This window comes from Xanthobacter sp. DMC47 (assembly GCF_056313845.1).
In genome coordinates, this window is record NZ_JBQUZM010000001.1 from 83,198 (window position 1) to 98,781 (window position 15,584).

The following is a 15,584-nucleotide window of genomic DNA, read 5'->3' on the forward strand; positions in this document are numbered from 1 at the left end:
TTTGGCGCCCCACGGGGCGCTGACGGAACCGTGATGAACGCCGGCCCGATGCCCGTCGGGCCGGCGTTTTCATGTGCGGAGCGGGTAAAAGATACCGCCGCGACACCCCTTTGTGACTGGAGTGCGCTGCGTCAGTCCGCTATCTCGGGGACACATTCCAACAACCCCATTGCGCTCCATGATGTTGAACCGCTCCGCCCTTGCGCTCGTCCTCGCCCTCGCCGCCTCGCCGGCACTGGCGCAGACCCAGCCGAAGGTGGTGGTGGAGCTGTTCACGAGCCAGGGCTGCGCCTCCTGCCCCCCCGCCGACGCGCTGCTGAACGATCTCGCCAAGGATCCGCAGGTGCTCGCGCTCACCCTCTCGGTGGACTACTGGGACTATGTGGGCTGGAAGGACACCCTCGCCCTCCACGGACATTCCCTGCGCCAGAAGGCCTATGCCGAGCAGCGCGCGGACAAGAAGATCTACACCCCCCAGATGGTCATCGACGGCCAGATCGTCGCCAAGGGCAGCGACCGTGCCGCGGTGCAGCGCGCCGTCATGACCGCCCGCGCTTCCGGCGGCCTCTCCCTCCCGGTTGAGGTGAAGCGGGACGGCGATGCCCTTGAGATCACCCTGCCCCAGCCCCTCGCCATCGAGGACGGCGCCGAACTCTGGGCCTGCCCCGTCGCCCGCGCCCAGACCGTCTCCATCGGCCGTGGCGAGAATGGCGGACGCAACGTCACCTATGCCAATGTCGTCCGCGGCTGGACCCGCGTCGCCCGCTGGCAGGGGGACACGCGCACCTTCCGGGTGCCTCTGAAGGATATCCACCGGGACGGCATGGATGCGGTCGCGGTGATGGTGCAGACCGGCACCCCGGCCGCCCCCGGACAGATCGTCGGCGCGACCCTCTTCCCGCTCGACTGAACCGGCATTCGACCGAACGGCCGCAGAACCCGCCTGAACCGTCCGTTTGACCCCACCGAATCGTCACCGACTCGCGTGCCGATTCAGCTCGGGGGCGCCAGCCGCGCGCCGCCAAAAAAAAGGCCATCCGCAGGGGATGGCCAACATCGGGGGTCTGAAGTCGGTGCGCAGCAGTGGCCGGTTCGGATGCACCCCGGGGGGCTGGGGGGCTGGGATAGACCGGAGCGCCTCACGAACCGGCCCTGCTACGCGAAGAAAGATCGCGCCCCGCCGCGGCACGCGATTGGCCGAATTCCGGCGACACTGTGATTCCATTGACGTTGGCGTGATGGGTATTGGGATGCCAGTCCGCCCTGAGTAGCAGCCGGCTACGGATTGCCCTTGAAAGGGTTGGCCGGTGGAGGGATCATGGTCGCCACCCGCGTCCGACCTTCGGCAGATCCGCCGGAAAACGACGCCAGCAAAGGACAAGGAGGCCCGATGGGAGACATCGAACCCATAGTCCTGCCCCGGCGCGGTGCCGCCCCGGTCCAGCCTTCCACGCCGTCCCCCGCCCCCCTTCGCGTCACCTTCGACCGCCGCGAGCTGGACCGCATCCTCGATCTTTACGGCCGCATGGTCGCGCAGGGGGAATGGCGCGACTACGCCATTGACTTTCAACGGGAAAAGGCCGTGTTCAGCATCTTTCGCCGGGCCATGGACGTCCCTCTCTACCGCATCGAGAAGGACCCGCGCCTCGCCCGGAAGCAGGGCATCTACAGCGTCGTCTCCCAGACTGGCCTCATCCTGAAGCGCGGCCATGAGCTGCCCCGCGTGCTGGCGGTTCTGGAGAAGCCCCTGCGCACCATCTGAGGCTGCGTCCGGATGCAAAAAAGGCCGGGACATGCCCGGCCTATCACACTGAACTTGTGATCGAATCAGCTGCGATTCGAGCCCTTCCGGCGCAGGCGGACGACCACGTCCACGCGGGCCACCTCGTAGCCTTCCGGCGGCTCGGGGAGGAGATTGACGGCCACATCGGCAGCCGGAATGTCCACCAAATCGTTCTGGCCCTCGACGAAGAAGTGGTGGTGGTCGGAGGCGTTGGTATCGAAATAGGTCTTCGACCCGTCCACCGCCACTTCGCGCAGAAGGCTCACTTCCGTGAACTGGTGCAGCGTGTTGTAGACGGTGGCCAGCGAAACCGGGAAGCGCGCCTTGATGGCTTCCTCGTGCAGGATCTCGGCCGTGACATGCCGGTCGCCCTTGGCGAACAGCAGCCAGCCGAGGGCGAGGCGCTGGCGCGTGGGCCGCAGGCCAACCTCTTTCAGCATCTCGCGAACGTCGTGGAAGGGGCAGCCGGTGCGGCGCGTCGTATTCACATCCCGAAGCTGGGCAACGGGGAGAACCGGTTCAACCTGCATCTCACCGCCTTGGGAGAAGGAGGTGCTGAAGGTGGTTCGGGCGCGGGGCATCTCGGTCATTTCGGCTGCAATCTTCGTAGCTAAAACCAAAATATGCGCCGCCGAGGGAAACGCAATGCGAATGCCTCCGAAGACGACTAGCAAATTTATACCCCATGCTGCACAGCAGCGCCATACGGCAGGGCCTGAGTAAGAACACTTCCAAGGTAGGGTCGCACCATCGAACCCTACGGCATCTCAAGTCACATGCACGTCAATCAACGCCCCGAGCATGGACAATGACGGCCTGGCCAAGCTATCGGCGGGGCTGCGCCGCCAATCGCAAACGGAGCCTGCCTTGTATCCGAGCACGAAGGAAACCGCGTCCCTGCTGCTGGTGGCAGGCTCCCTGTTGGCTCTCTCGGCAGCCTGGTATTTCCAGCTCGTGGTGGGCCTCGCGCCCTGCCCCCTCTGCCTCGAACAGCGCATCGCCTATTACGCCGCCATCCCGCTGGGGCTGATCGCCTTCTTCCTCGCACGGAACGACCGGTCCGGCCCGGCGCGGGTGCTGCTCGCCGTGCTGGGCGTGGCCATGCTGGCGAATGCCGGCCTCGCCATCTATCACGCCGGGATCGAGTGGCAGTTCTGGACCGGACCGACCGCCTGCACCGGTGCACCGGTGGCGACCAGCAACGTGCTCTCCGCCCTCAAGGGTGCGCGGGTGCCGCGCTGTGACGAGGCAGCGTGGCGCATGTTCGGACTGTCGATGGCTGGGTGGAATGCGCTGATCGCGCTGGGGCTTGCGGCGGTCGGGTTCGCCGGCGCGACCACCGGTCGCAAGGCCTAATAGGGCTCAGGGATCGAGTTCGGTATCCCAGTAGAGATAGTCCATCCAGCTCTGGTGCAGATAGTTCGGCGGGAAATGCCTGCCGTTCTGGTGCAGGTCGTGAACGGAGGGCTGGAAGGGCGTCTGGGCGGGCCACATTCCTGCATCCACCGGCATATGGCCGCCCTTGCGCAGATTGCAGGGAGAGCAGGCCGCGACCACATTTTCCCAGGTCGTCTGGCCGCCCTTGGAGCGCGGAATCACATGGTCGAAGGTGAGATCCTCGCGCGAGCCACAATACTGGCAGGAGAAGCGGTCACGCAGGAAGACGTTGAAGCGGGTGAAGGCAGGCTGCCGGGTGGGCTTCACGAAGGTGCGGAGTGAAACGACGCTCGGCAACCGGATTTCAAAGCCCGGACTTCGCACAGCCTTGTCGTAATATTCGACGATGTTCACCCGGTCGAGAAAGACTGCCTTGATGGCGTCCTGCCAGCTCCAGACCGACAGCGGGTAATAACTCAACGGGCGGTAGTCCGCGTTGAGCACGAGCGCTGGCCAGGCACCTGGTGACAAAGCAGTGGTCAAGGACCGACCTCCTCGTCTGCGCACCCGAATCGCGCGTGGCGATCCCGGTTCGCGGCGGATACTCTATATGCTCCGTGTCACTGTTGTGAAGCCGAGGCCAAACCACGGCGCGGCTCCGTCCTTTACTGACCGGAATGGAGGCCCCGCCCTCAAATACCGCCCTCACCGCCTCGGCGGCGCGAGGAATTCGGCGAGGAAGGCCCCGCCATGGGCGAGGCCACCGTCGTCGATGCCGTGCCCGAGGCCCTGGCTCAGGTGCCATTCCACCGGAACCCCAGCATCGGCGAGGCCACGGGCGGAGGCGAACAGGGCCTGGGCGGGAATCACTTCGTCCTCGGTCCCATGAACCAGCAGGACGGGCGGGCGGGTACGCAATTGCAGGTCGCGCGGCACGCCTCCCGCCGCCTCCACCCACAACCCCGAATAGGCGACGACGGCTGCCGGTGCGACGGCGGCCGTGGTGGCAATCTTCAACGCCATCATCGCGCCCTGACTGAAGCCGACCAACGCCAGCCGCGACGGCGGCAGATCGTATTTTGCCAGTTCCACCTCCAGAAATTCCGCCAGCACGGGCGCCGCGGCCTCGGCGCCGCGGGCCAGTTCGTGGGGATCACGGAAGCTGAGCGGAAACCACTGCCGGCCCACCGGCGCCTCCCCACAGGGGTCGGGGGCATGGGGGGAAATGAAGGCCGTGCCGGGCAAAAGGTCGGCCCATGCATTGCCGAGGTCGATGAGGTCGCGCCCGTCCGCCCCATAGCCATGCAGCAGCACGACGAGGCTGTCGGGATCGCCGCCATGGCGCGGGCGCAGGCGTGGGCCATCGAGGATGGGCTCGTCGAGGGAAACGCCGTCGAGGGGAAAGGACATGGGCACGCTCGTGTCAGGCCGGGGCGCCGAGACGGGCGCGCCGCGCACCATAATACGCCCACAGCAGATGCGCCGCCACGCCGCGCAGCGGCCGCCAGTCCTCGGCGATGGCGCGCAGACCGAGGGGCGTGCAGCGTCCGCCCAGCTCGAACGCATCGCCCATGGCCACCTGAAGCGCGAGATCGCCATGGGGGAAGGCGTCGGCGCGGCCGAGACAGAACAGCAGGTAGATGTCGGCGGTCCACAGGCCGATGCCGGGCAGCCGCGTCATCACCTCGGCCGCCGCATCCGCCTCCATGCGGGCTACGGCCTCGAGGTCCACCTCGCCTTCCGCGAGCGCACGAGCGATGCCGGTGAGGGTGCGGATCTTGGGCGCGGACAAGCCGGCGGCGCGCAATGTCTCCACTGACGCCTCCAGCATGGCCTTCACCGTGGGTGTCCCGCCCAACGCGGCTTCGAACCGGGCGGAGATGGCCCGCGCCGAGGCGACCGACAATTGCTGCGCGATCACCACCGCGCACAGGCCGGCGAATCCCGGCGGGCGACGGCGCAGGGCGGGGCGACCGGCCACGTCCGCCACCGGAACGAGGCGATCATCAAGCTCCAGCAATTGCGCGAAGGCACGGTCGAACACGCCCTGGTCGGTCAGCAGCGGCTCCTTCATGGCGCCAATCCGAAGGCTTGTCTGTCGCAACGGGATATCGCTCTAATAGCCGACGCCATGCCTGAGCCTCCCCTTCCCTTCGTCTGTCGCTTCGCGCCCAGCCCCAACGGAAGGCTGCATCTCGGGCACGCCTTCTCGGCGCTGGTGAATGCCGAGGCGGCGGCCCGCACGGGCGGCACATTCCTGCTGCGCATGGAGGACATCGACACCACCCGCTGTCGACCCGAATTCGAACGGGGGATCCTCGACGACCTCGCCTGGCTCGGCATCGTGCCCGCCGCGCCGCCGCGGCGCCAGTCCGAGCACTTCGCGGATTATGCGGAAGCGCTGGCGCTGCTGGAGGGCATGGGCCTCGTCTATCCCGCCTTCGAGAGCCGCTCCGACATCGCGCGCGCAGTGATCGAAAGCGAGGCGAAGCAGGGACGCCCGGCGCCGCGCGATCCGGATGGCGCGCCGCTCTATCCCTTCCAGCGCTCGGCATTGTCAGACGCGGAGCGGGCGCAACGGCGGGCGGCGGGCGAGCCTTATGTGCTGCGGCTGGACATGGCAACGGCGCAGGAGGCCGTCGGCAGCGGACCGCTCTTCTGGCCGGAGGCCGAGGGCTTGCCGGAAGGGCCAGCGGTGCCCGTTACGGCCGATCCGGCACGATGGGGCGACGTGGTCCTGGCGCGGCGGGACGTGCCGACGTCCTATCATCTCTCGGTGGTGGTGGATGATGCTCTCCAGGGCATCACCCGCGTCATTCGTGGCATGGACCTGTTCCACGCCACTTCGGTCCATGTGCTGCTGCAACGACTTCTGGGCCTTGTGACGCCCGTCTATCACCACCACCGGCTGATCCTGGACACCAGCGGCCACAAGCTCTCGAAGAGCAATTCGGCCACCAGCCTTCTCGCGCTCAGGACATGCGGCGCGACGCTGGAGGACGTCCGCGCGCGGCTGGGGCTCGCCCCGCCTCAGCCGACCCCGAGGATGTAGAGCCAGAACGCCACGGTGACGACCGCCAGCCCGGTGGAGAGCGACACCGCGCTGGTCGAGGTAGCCACCCCCACGCCATAGCGCTGCGCCAGCAGATAGCCGTTGACGCCGCTCGGCATCGCCGCGAACAGCACCGCCACGCCGGCCCACACCGGCGGCATGCTGAAGACCATGGTGAGCGCGAACACCGCCGCCGGATGGACGATGAGCTTCAGCACGCTGATGAGCGTCGAGGGCAGGAGATCGCCCCCTGCCATGCCGTAGCGCTTCAGCGACAAGCCGAGGGAGATGAGCGCGCAGGGCGTCGCTGCGGCCGAGAGAAGGTCGATCATCTGCTTCGGCACGCCCACGGCCTGGATGCCCACCACCTTGGCCAGCGCCCCGGCATAGATGCCGAGCAGGATGGGATTGAAGGCCAGCGCCTTGCCGAGCCGCATCATAGTCGCGCGGGAGAAGCCGTTGCTGCCCTCCAGCAGAACGGTGGCCGCCACCAGCATCACCGGGAGGTGGATGGCGATGAGCAAAAACAGAGGCACCGCGCCCGCTTCGCCATAGGCCTTCAGGATCAACGGCACGCCGACGAACACAGTGTTGGCCTGACCGGCGGCGAAGCCGTGGATGACCGCCTCCTGCCGCCCCCTGCCAAACAGTCGCTCAGCCGCCACCATGGCGATGGCGAACACGAAGAAGGCTCCGGCGAAATAGGCGATCCAATAGCCCCAGGGCTGCGCCTCCGGCAGCTTCGATTCGCTGAGCGTCTTGAAGATGAGGACAGGCACCGACAAGCTGAACACGAACTCGGCCAGCCCATCCGTCGCCCGTTCGCTGACGAGGCCGATCCGGGCGGAGATGTAGCCCACCAGCACCATGCCGAACACCGGCAGGACGATGACGGATATGTCGGCGAGCGTGTTCAGCATCGTCGTTTCCGTCAGGCTGCCCGCATCTGTGCGGCGGCGGTCGTCAGGTCTGCCCTGCGGACGCCGACCATGACACCGAGCCGCTGCGCCAGGCGCACGGCGACGGCATCCTCCGCGGCGAACTCGATCGTGACGGTGAGCGTTTCATCGTCCGTCCGGCAATCGACCCGGCCGGGCAGAACGTCGTGGATCACGAACGGCTCCAGCAGGCGCAGGAGAAGGTTGGTTTCCGGCCCGGCCACAACAGCGAGGTGGTGGAGGGCGTGGTGCGGCTGAACGCGGGACGAGCCGTCGCAATGGACGGCGGCTTCACGGCTGGACATGGGGGATGATCCGGACTGATGCGGGCTCTGCCGCGCAATTCTCTGGGCAAGGACGACGAGGGCCTGCCCCGGCGAGGGATCGCGCCGCGGCCCTCTCGGCCTCAGGCGCGCAGTTCTACCCGGCCGACAACGTCGACCGGGCGAGGAATTCGCCGCAGGGCCGGAAGGGGGGCCGGCATATGGCATCCGGAACAATGCATGGCGCGGACGTTAGGCTCCGTGGACAGAGGCGTCAACAGAGGGACAAATCGTTTTAGCCGCGAGAAGCCGGTGCCCGGCGCCTGAACGCAAACGGCCGGGCAGAGCCCGGCCGAGAACGCAGAGGCGAAGCCGAAGCGGCGATCAGCCCTCGTCGTCGTCGTTGTGCTCGGGGGGCACGAGGCCCTGGAGGCCGGCAAGCAGCTCTTCCTCGGTCATGCGATCGAGCATGACGTCGCTGTCCTCGCCGCCCGAGCTGTCGCTGGACGCGATGAGCGGGACGGCCTCGGGCTCGGGCTCGTCCACCTCGGTGTACTTCTGCAGCGAGTGGATGAGGTCTTCCTTGAGATCCTCGGGGCTCACGGTCTCGTCGGCGATCTCGCGCAGGGCAACGACGGGGTTCTTGTCGTTGTCCCGGTCGATGGTGATCTGCTGGCCGGACGAGATCATGCGCGCGCGGTGGGCGGCGAGCAGAACCAGCTCGAACCGGTTGTCCACCTTGTCGATGCAGTCTTCTACGGTGACACGGGCCATGGGCTCGTCACTCCCTTATGCGCGATGCGCACAGAATACAGGCCTTGAGAAGAGGGCGTCGATACAGCAATTCCGCCGAAGGGGCAACCCCACCGACCAAGCGTCGCGCCTTTTTCGCTTGCCTTGAACGGTTCTTCGTCGGAGAAAGGCGACAGGACGACGTGGTTTGCAGCCGTTCCCCGTTCTGCCCTTCCCATTCCACCGGCGGACCTTTGTATGCAGGGCCAGGAAAAGATCGCTCTTCTGATTGATGGCGCCAACCTTTATTCCGCGACCAAGGCGTTGGGCTTCGACATCGACTACAAGCGGCTCCTCAAGGAGTTCCAGAGCCGTGGATACCTCCTTCGCGCGTTCTATTACACGACGCTGATCGAGGACCAGGAATATTCCTCCATCCGGCCCCTGCTCGACTGGCTGGACTACAACGGCTACTCGGTCGTCACCAAGCTCGCCCGCGAGTTCACGGACGCGCAGGGCAGGCGTCGCGTGCGCGGCAACATGGACATCGAGATCGCCGTGGACGCCATGGAGCTGGCCGAGCACGTGGATCACATCGTGCTGTTCTCCGGCGACGGGGACTTCCGCTCGCTGGTGGAAGCGTTGCAGCGCAAGGGCGTGCGGGTGTCGGTGGTGTCCACTATCTCGACTCAGCCCCCGCTCATCGCCGACGACCTGCGCCGCCAGGCCGACGTCTTCATCGATCTGGTGGACCTCCAGCCCAAGATCGGCCGCGACCCGTCCGAGCGGCAGGGGCGGATGCAGGAAACGCCCCGCTTTCTGGAGCGGCGCGGCGCCACGACCGCGGCCGGCGACGGCAACGACTGACGGCCGCCCGTGCCTCCAAGGACCGTTGCCGGGGCGGCTTCCGCCCGGCCTGAAGCTTCATCCACCGCCGCATCCGAGCCGGGGCGCGACTGCTCCCTGTGCCCGCGCCTCGTGGAATTCCGCGAGGAGTGGCGCACGAATGAACCCGCGTGGCACAACGCCCCCGTGCCCGCCTTCGGGCCGCTCAATGCGCCACTGCTCATCGTCGGCCTCGCGCCGGGGCTGCGCGGCGCCAATCGCACCGGGCGACCCTTCACGGGCGACTATGCCGGCGACCTGCTCTACGCGACTCTGATCGAATACGGCTTCGCCCGCGGTCCCTATGCGGCGCACCCGGAAGACGGCCTGACCCTCACCGGCGCGCGCATCGTCAACGCGGTGCGCTGCGTGCCGCCCCAGAACAAGCCGACGCCCGAGGAAATCCGCACCTGCCGGCGCTTTCTCGCTGCCGCCATTGCCGAGATGCCGGCGCTGAAGGCCATCGTCACGCTGGGCAAGATCGCCCACGATTCGACCCTTGCCGCGCTCGGCCAGAAGGCCTCGCGGCTCAAGTTCGGCCACGGCGTTTCGGACGAGGTGGGAAGCGTGCGGCTGTTCGCGAGTTACCATTGCTCGCGCTACAACACGAACACCGGCGTGCTGACGCCCGATATGTTCCGCTCGGTTTTCTCAGCCGTCCGCGCCAGCCTCGGCTGAGGTCAGTCCTCCTGCCGCCGAAGCACGTGCGCCAGCACGTCCGCCGCGTTCCGGTCCGGCGGGAACACCGGGTAGAACACATGGCTGATGGCGCCGCCCTCGATGATGAGGGTGATGCGCTTCAGCAGCTTCGTGCCCTCCACCTCGAAGGTGGGCAGCCGGATGGCATGGGTCAGCTCGTGCTGGTGATCGGACAGGAGCGGAAACGGCAGGTGCAGACGTTCTGCCGCCTCCCGCTGATACTCGCTGTCCTGCAGCGACAGGCCGAACACATGCTCCACGCCAGCGGCCCGCAGGTCGGCGAAATGGTCGCGGAAGGCACAGGACTGGGGCGTGCAGCCCCGCGCGCCTGGAATGTCGTTCCAGCCGTCCGGCAGCGGCTGGCCGGGCACGCCCGTGCGCGGATAGGCATAGACAACCGTCAGGCCCGCGAGTCCCGAGAGATCGATGTGCCGGCCGTCAGTGGCGGGAAGGCGGATGATGGGCAGTTCCAGCCCCGGCAGGTGCGCGGCGAGGCCGTCGTCTTCCGGCGACGGAAGGTCGTCGGGCAGGCTTGTGTAGCCGGAAGTGCTCATGACGCGTCCCCCTGAGAGGTGTCGTACGAGATGAATTCGAGCAGCGACCCGTCAGGATCGCGGAAATAGACACTGGTCCCGTGGCCGCGGGCACCGAAGCGCCGCACCGGGCCGAGTTCGGGTGTGATTCCATGGGCGGCGAGGTGAGCGATCGCCTCGGAAATAGGTCCATCCCAGCGGAAGCACAGATCGGAATTGCCCGGCTGCACCGGCAGGCGCGCCACCGGCACCGGGTCCACGCCCGGCCCGTGCAGGTTCAATTGGCGGTCACCGAAACGGTAGGCGAAGCCAGTGCCCGCCGCCACCACCTCGGCGCCGAGCACCGACGCATAAAAGGCGTTGGAGCGGGCGAAATCGCTCACATGCACCACGCAATGGTCGAAGGCGATCTTGCCCGGCATGGAGCGCCCTCCCTCACCCGCGCTCACGCATCAGGCGCGCCTTGTCGCGCGCCCAGTCGCGCTCCTTGGAGGCCTCGCGCTTGTCGTGGGCCTTGCGGCCCTTGGCCAGCGCCAGCTCCACCTTGGCGCGACCGCGATCGTTGAAATAGATCTTGGTCGCCACAACCGTCATGCCCTCGCGCTCCACGGCCTGCCCGAGCTTGGCGATCTGCCGCTTGTGCAGCAGCAGCTTCCGCGGCCGACGGGTTTCGTGGTTGAAGCGGTTGGCTTCCAGATATTCCGGGATATAGGCGTTGTAGAGCCACATCTCGCCCTCCTTCTGGGCGGCGTAGCTCTCGCCGATGGTCGCCTTGCCGTTGCGCAGGCTCTTCACCTCGGTGCCGGTGAGGGAGATGCCCGCCTCGAACGTCTCGCCCAGCTCGAAATCGAAGCGGGCGCGCCGGTTGTCGGCGGCGATCTTGCGGGGGGCTTCGGTCTTCTTGGATGTCATGATGGGGGAATGTGGTCGCAGCGCACCGCCGAAGCAAGCCGCCAGGGGTCAGGTCGGTCGGCGCGCAGGAGAAGGGACCACCAGGCGACGGCGGGTCGCCTGATCCCACGATCCGTCGGCCTCAGTTGATGAGGCCGGCATGCACCATGGCGCTGCGCACCACGGCGCGGGTGGTCTCGGAGACCGGCACCATGGGCAGGCGCGCCTCTTCGCTCATCTTGCCGAGGAGCGAGAGGGCATACTTGGTGGGCGCGGGGTTGGTCTCCACGAACAGCGCTGTATGCAGCGGCATCAGCTTGTCCTGGATCGCCAGTGCCGCCTTGAAGTCGCCGGCGAGGCAGGCGGTCTGGAACTCCGAGCAGAGGCGCGGCGCGACGTTGGACGCAACCGAGATGCAGCCATGGCCGCCATGGGCCATGAAGCCGAGGGCGGTCGCATCCTCGCCCGAGAGCTGGATGAAGTCCGGCCCCAGCACCTGCCGCTGCAGCGACACGCGGGTCATGGACGCGGTGGCATCCTTCACGCCGGCGATGTTCTTGATCTCGAACAGCCGGGCCATGGTCTCGACCGACATGTCGATCACCGAGCGGCTCGGGATGTTGTAGATGAAGATCGGCAGATCCACGGCGTCCGCGATCGCCTTGAAGTGGCGATAGAGGCCTTCCTGCGTGGGCTTGTTGTAATAGGGCGTCACCACGAGGAGCGCGTCGGCGCCGACCTTCTGGGCGTGCTCGGCCAGCGCGACTGCCTCCGCCGTGTTGTTGGAGCCGGCGCCGGCCATGACCGGAACGCGGCCGGCAGCCTGCTCCACAGTCCATTCCACCACGCGGTTGTGCTCGTCATGGGAGACGGTGGGGCTCTCGCCGGTGGTGCCGACCGGGACGAGGCCGTGCGTGCCCTCGGATATCTGCCAATCCACGAAGGCACGGAACGCCTTCTCGTCCAGCGCGCCGTCGCGGAACGGGGTGACGAGGGCGGTGAACGAGCCGCGGAAACGGGACGCAGACGGGATGGGCGACATGGCGAACGCCTTGGGTTCCTGGGAGCTTGTGGTTGGCCGGGACCGGCCGCGAACGGCCGGCCCGGCGCCGCGCCGGCTCGGGAGAGCGGCGGGTGCGGACCTTGACCCTTATCCTTTTGCCGCCCGGCCGGAAAGGGGGATGCGCCGCACGACCCTTTCCGTCTTGGCAAAATGCCCTTCGGGAATGGTAGCGAACTGCCGCACGGGGGTAGCCTGCGGCAGATTTGCCCCGGCACAACCGCCGCGATCCCGAAAGCCGCGGTTTCGCCCGGTTTTTGGACTTCATTGAGGTTAGGGTTTCGTCAACGCCGGTGGCCGAACATGCGGGTGGGGGAACACGCCGCAATTGTCCGCGCCCGCGAGGAAGCTTCATGTCGTCTGTCTCGAGCCTGATGTCCGTGAGCGCGCTTGCGCTCGCCCTCGCCTGGAGCGGGGCGATGCCGGCGGTCGCGGAATCCGCGCCGACACCCCCGGCCAAGCCGTCCGCGTCCGCCTCCAAGGATTCGAAGTCGACCGAAGCCAAGTCGAAGGATGCGAAATCCAAGGACAGCAAGACGGCCGATTCCAAGTCGAAGGACGCCAAGGCCAAGGACACGAAGGCCAAGGATACGAAGTCCAAGGATGCGAAGGCGTCCACGCCGGCGAAGCCCGCCGCTGCCGCAAAGCCCGCGGCGAGCAAGAGCGCGACCACCAAGCCGGCAGCCGGCAAGCCCGCTGCAGCACGCGTCGCACCCACCGTCCACCAGGCCGCGCCGACCGTTGGTACCTCGTCCAGCATTGCCGGCGGGGATCTCGCCGCGCTGAAGGTGGCGGTGAATGCCGCACGCAACGGGCGCGCCGCCGAGGCCATGGGGGCGGCCCAGCAGCTTGACGATCCGGTGGCGCGCACGCTGGTGACGTGGCTCGTCATTCGCCATGCGCCGAACGATCTGGGCTTCAACGCCATCAACGAATTCATCCAGGAGAAGCCCGGCTGGCCGACCCAGTCCACCCTGCGCCGTCGCGCCGAGCGTGTGCTGTTCCAGGAGAACAAGGACCCGGCCAAGGCGCAGGCCTTCTTCGCCGAGCAACCGCCGCTCTCCGGCGAGGGCAAGGTGGCGCTCGCCCGCTATCTCGTCTCCATCGGCAAGCGGCAGGACGCGGCCGAATGGGTGCGCGATGCCTGGCGCAATGACGAGCTGAACGAGCTGTTCGAGAGCAAGATCATCGACGAATTCTCGGGCTTCCTCACCCGGGCCGATCACAAGCTGCGCGCCGACCACTTCAGCTACAAGCCGGATACCGACCGCGCCCTGCGGGCGGCCGCGCGCGCCGGCAGCGACATCGTCGCGCTCACCAAGGCCCGCATGGCCATCGCGCGCAAGGAGGCGAACGGCGAAAAGCTGCTCGGCCTCGTGCCGTTCACCCTGTCCAGCGATCCTGCCTATCTCTTCGCCAAGTCGCAGTTGTTGCGCCGGGCCGACAAGCCGCAGGAGGCAGCACGTGCCCTGCTCGCCGGCTCCAGTTCCGATCAGGTGCTGGCGGACCCGGACGAATGGTGGATCGAGCGCCGCCTCGTCGCGCGCGAGTTGCTCGATGCCGGCGATTTCCAGACCGCCTACAAGGTCGCGGCCACTGGCGTGCCGCCGCAGGCCGACAATTACCGGGCGGAGCAGCAATGGACCTCCGGCTGGATCGCCCTACGCTTCCTGAAGGATCCGAGCCGGGCGGCCCAGCATTTCGCCAAGGTCGATGACGACCAGAAGCACCCCATCACGCTGTCGCGCGCCTACTACTGGCAGGCGCGCGCGGCCGAGGCCATGGGCGACCGCGGTCGGGCGAATGCCGCCTATCAGGCGGCGGCGAAATTCCCGGCGACATATTACGGCCAGCTCTCGCGCACCAAGCTCGGGATGGCGCCCGTCGTCCTGCGCGGCACGCCCTCCCCGTCCTTCGGCGCGCGCGACACCTTCGCCCGCCTGGAGCCGGTGAAGGCAATCCGGTTGCTCTATGCCGTGGGCGCCCGCGACATCCCGCTGACTATCTATTACGACCTCGCCTGGCGGATGGAGGATTCGAGCCAGCTCGCCATGCTCGCGACCCTCGCCGAATCCAACAACGATCCGCGCGGCGCGCTCGTGGTGGGCAAGGAGGGGCTGGCCGAGGGCCACCCGCTGGAGGCCGAGGCTTTCCCGACCTTCGGCCTGCCCAATTACAGCCCCATCGGCGATCCCGTGGACAAGGCGGCGGTCTATGCCATCGCCCGTCAGGAAAGCCAGTTCAACCCCGCCATCGTCTCCAGCGCCAAGGCCATGGGCCTGATGCAGGTGACGCCCGAGGCGGGACGGCAGGTCGCCAAGGTCACCGGTGTCGCCTATGACGAACGCCGGCTGATGAGCGACCAGTCCTACAATGTGCAGTTCGGCGCCGCCGAGCTGGGCGAGCTGGTGGCGCAATATGGCGGCAACTACGTGCTGGCCTTCGCCGCCTACAATGCCGGCCGCGGCAGCGTCGCCAAGTGGATCGCCCGCTATGGCGACCCGCGCGACCCGGACGTGGATGTGGTGGACTGGGTGGAGTGCATCCCCTTCTCCGAGACACGCAATTACGTGCAGCGGGTGATGGAGAACTACCAAGTCTACAAGGTGCGCTTCAACATCCCGAGCAAGCTGCAGATGGAAGCCGACCTGCGCGGCGGACGCTGATTGCTCTCACCGCCGCCGGCGCGGCGGCGGTGCTCCGCCCTCGATGATGGCCTTCGCCTGGCCCATCCAGTCCTCGCGCTCGATGCGGCCGGGGAAGGCAAGATAGCTGCCGACCCAGGCGGCTTCTTCCGGCGTCCATGCGGCGATCTGCCGAAGATGGAAGATGCCGATCTCGTTGAGCCGCAGCTCGTTCTGCGGCCCGATGCCTTTCAATTGCTTGAGATCGTCCGCCCCTTCCCCCTCCGGCGCATCGAGGGCGGGCGGGCGCATGCCGGGCAGGCTCTCCGGCGGACGACGCCGCGCGCGTGGGGCGGGGCGCGTCGATGCCGGCGCCGCCCGCGGTGGTGGCTCGTCTTCCTCCTCTTCATCGAGAGGGGGGACCGCATTCATGTCGGTGATGCCGAGCCGCGCGAACAGGTCCTGCTGAGGCGTCGGCGCGGGCTCCACCAGAATTGGTGGTTCCGGCTCCGGGACCGGGGGCGCCGGGACCGGTTGCCGCTCCAACGCGGCCGGAGGCGGCAGAGCCTCGGCCTGGACTGGCTCCGGCGGACGGCGATTGCGTCCGATGCGGTAGCCGACCGCAAGCGCAAGCGCGAAGACGATTGCCAGGAGCAGCGACACCTCGACGGCAAAGGCAGTCATGGCCGGCTCCCTGCGTTCCGGCCGAGCGCATAGCCGGTGGCGAGGCCGATCACCGCCGCGCCG

Annotated in this window: 19 protein-coding genes; 7 read left to right on the forward strand and 12 right to left on the reverse strand. The window is 67.5% G+C overall.

Going from position 1 to position 15,584, the window contains the following annotated elements:
• The first annotated feature begins 178 nt into the window (after nucleotides 1-178).
• A complete protein-coding gene (locus ACT54R_RS00420) occupies nucleotides 179-910 on the forward strand; it encodes a DUF1223 domain-containing protein (RefSeq protein WP_476322266.1) in 732 nt (243 codons plus the stop codon).
• Nucleotides 911-1,390: 480 nt separating this feature from the next.
• A complete protein-coding gene (locus tag ACT54R_RS00425) occupies nucleotides 1,391-1,762 on the forward strand; it encodes a DUF2794 domain-containing protein (protein WP_168458041.1) in 372 nt (123 codons plus the stop codon).
• Between the two features lie 65 nt (nucleotides 1,763-1,827).
• On the opposite strand, the gene irrA is transcribed toward ACT54R_RS00425, so the two are convergent.
• Nucleotides 1,828-2,313, reverse strand: coding sequence for an iron response transcriptional regulator IrrA (irrA, locus tag ACT54R_RS00430; protein WP_168458290.1), 486 nt, complete (start codon nucleotides 2,311-2,313; stop codon nucleotides 1,828-1,830).
• A gap of 337 nt (nucleotides 2,314-2,650) precedes the next feature.
• On the opposite strand from irrA, the gene ACT54R_RS00435 reads away from it, so the two are divergent.
• Nucleotides 2,651-3,139: a disulfide bond formation protein B gene (locus ACT54R_RS00435; RefSeq protein WP_476322269.1), complete on the forward strand. Its 489-nt coding sequence runs from the start codon at nucleotides 2,651-2,653 to the stop codon at nucleotides 3,137-3,139.
• Nucleotides 3,140-3,145: 6 nt separating this feature from the next.
• Here ACT54R_RS00435 and ACT54R_RS00440 read toward each other — a convergent pair whose 3' ends face one another.
• The 3 genes from ACT54R_RS00440 to ACT54R_RS00450 form a co-directional block, all read right to left on the reverse strand.
• Nucleotides 3,146-3,703 carry an HNH endonuclease gene (locus ACT54R_RS00440; RefSeq protein ID WP_168458043.1) on the reverse strand — a complete coding sequence of 186 codons (558 nt, stop codon included), beginning with the start codon at nucleotides 3,701-3,703 and terminating at the stop codon, nucleotides 3,146-3,148.
• A gap of 162 nt (nucleotides 3,704-3,865) precedes the next feature.
• Nucleotides 3,866-4,570 carry an alpha/beta hydrolase gene (locus ACT54R_RS00445; RefSeq protein WP_476322273.1) on the reverse strand — a complete coding sequence of 235 codons (705 nt, stop codon included), beginning with the start codon at nucleotides 4,568-4,570 and terminating at the stop codon, nucleotides 3,866-3,868.
• 13 nt (nucleotides 4,571-4,583) lie between these two features.
• The gene (locus ACT54R_RS00450) at nucleotides 4,584-5,234 is read right to left on the reverse strand and encodes a DNA-3-methyladenine glycosylase family protein (RefSeq protein WP_476322276.1); all 651 of its coding nucleotides are present in this window, start codon (nucleotides 5,232-5,234) and stop codon (nucleotides 4,584-4,586) included.
• 57 nt (nucleotides 5,235-5,291) lie between these two features.
• Here ACT54R_RS00450 and gluQRS point away from each other — a divergent pair, with 57 nt between their 5' ends.
• Nucleotides 5,292-6,212, forward strand: a complete 921-nt coding sequence (gene gluQRS, locus ACT54R_RS00455; protein WP_476322279.1) for a tRNA glutamyl-Q(34) synthetase GluQRS — start codon at nucleotides 5,292-5,294, stop codon at nucleotides 6,210-6,212.
• Here gluQRS and ACT54R_RS00460 read toward each other — a convergent pair.
• The 3 genes from ACT54R_RS00460 to rpoZ form a co-directional block, all read right to left on the reverse strand.
• The gene (locus ACT54R_RS00460) at nucleotides 6,191-7,132 is read right to left on the reverse strand and encodes an AEC family transporter (RefSeq protein ID WP_476322282.1); all 942 of its coding nucleotides are present in this window, start codon (nucleotides 7,130-7,132) and stop codon (nucleotides 6,191-6,193) included. The genes gluQRS and ACT54R_RS00460 overlap by 22 nt on opposite strands.
• Before the next feature lie 11 nt (nucleotides 7,133-7,143).
• Nucleotides 7,144-7,455: a hypothetical protein gene (locus ACT54R_RS00465; protein ID WP_476322285.1), complete on the reverse strand. Its 312-nt coding sequence runs from the start codon at nucleotides 7,453-7,455 to the stop codon at nucleotides 7,144-7,146.
• Between the two features lie 342 nt (nucleotides 7,456-7,797).
• On the reverse strand, nucleotides 7,798-8,187 hold the full coding sequence (rpoZ, locus tag ACT54R_RS00470) for a DNA-directed RNA polymerase subunit omega (protein ID WP_024279425.1): 390 nt from the start codon (nucleotides 8,185-8,187) through the stop codon (nucleotides 7,798-7,800).
• Nucleotides 8,188-8,403: 216 nt separating this feature from the next.
• Here rpoZ and ACT54R_RS00475 point away from each other — a divergent pair, with 216 nt between their 5' ends.
• Both ACT54R_RS00475 and ACT54R_RS00480 read left to right on the forward strand, forming a co-directional pair.
• Nucleotides 8,404-9,012 (forward strand): LabA-like NYN domain-containing protein, encoded by a 609-nt coding sequence (locus tag ACT54R_RS00475; protein ID WP_168458049.1) that lies wholly within the window; start codon nucleotides 8,404-8,406, stop codon nucleotides 9,010-9,012.
• 9 nt (nucleotides 9,013-9,021) lie between these two features.
• Complete coding sequence (locus ACT54R_RS00480) at nucleotides 9,022-9,708, forward strand: uracil-DNA glycosylase (protein ID WP_476322289.1); 687 nt, start codon at nucleotides 9,022-9,024, stop codon at nucleotides 9,706-9,708.
• A gap of 2 nt (nucleotides 9,709-9,710) precedes the next feature.
• Here the strand turns inward: ACT54R_RS00480 and ACT54R_RS00485 are convergent, their stop codons facing one another.
• The 4 genes from ACT54R_RS00485 to dapA form a co-directional block, all read right to left on the reverse strand.
• Entirely contained in the window at nucleotides 9,711-10,283 is a 573-nt protein-coding gene (locus ACT54R_RS00485) for a peroxiredoxin (protein WP_476322292.1), read from the reverse strand.
• On the reverse strand, nucleotides 10,280-10,684 hold the full coding sequence (locus ACT54R_RS00490) for a VOC family protein (RefSeq protein ID WP_476322295.1): 405 nt from the start codon (nucleotides 10,682-10,684) through the stop codon (nucleotides 10,280-10,282). The genes ACT54R_RS00485 and ACT54R_RS00490 overlap by 4 nt, the downstream gene beginning before the upstream one ends.
• 13 nt (nucleotides 10,685-10,697) lie before the next feature.
• Nucleotides 10,698-11,174, reverse strand: coding sequence for an SsrA-binding protein SmpB (gene smpB / locus ACT54R_RS00495; protein WP_024279430.1), 477 nt, complete (start codon nucleotides 11,172-11,174; stop codon nucleotides 10,698-10,700).
• Nucleotides 11,175-11,295: 121 nt separating this feature from the next.
• The gene (gene dapA / locus ACT54R_RS00500) at nucleotides 11,296-12,195 is read right to left on the reverse strand and encodes a 4-hydroxy-tetrahydrodipicolinate synthase (protein WP_476322298.1); all 900 of its coding nucleotides are present in this window, start codon (nucleotides 12,193-12,195) and stop codon (nucleotides 11,296-11,298) included.
• A 371-nt stretch (nucleotides 12,196-12,566) separates the two neighbouring features.
• On the opposite strand from dapA, the gene ACT54R_RS00505 reads away from it, so the two are divergent.
• Nucleotides 12,567-14,879: a transglycosylase SLT domain-containing protein gene (locus tag ACT54R_RS00505; protein WP_476322301.1), complete on the forward strand. Its 2,313-nt coding sequence runs from the start codon at nucleotides 12,567-12,569 to the stop codon at nucleotides 14,877-14,879.
• 6 nt (nucleotides 14,880-14,885) lie between these two features.
• Here the strand turns inward: ACT54R_RS00505 and ACT54R_RS00510 are convergent, their stop codons facing one another.
• Nucleotides 14,886-15,521, reverse strand: coding sequence for a hypothetical protein (locus tag ACT54R_RS00510; protein WP_476322304.1), 636 nt, complete (start codon nucleotides 15,519-15,521; stop codon nucleotides 14,886-14,888).
• Nucleotides 15,522-15,584 lie beyond the last annotated feature (63 nt).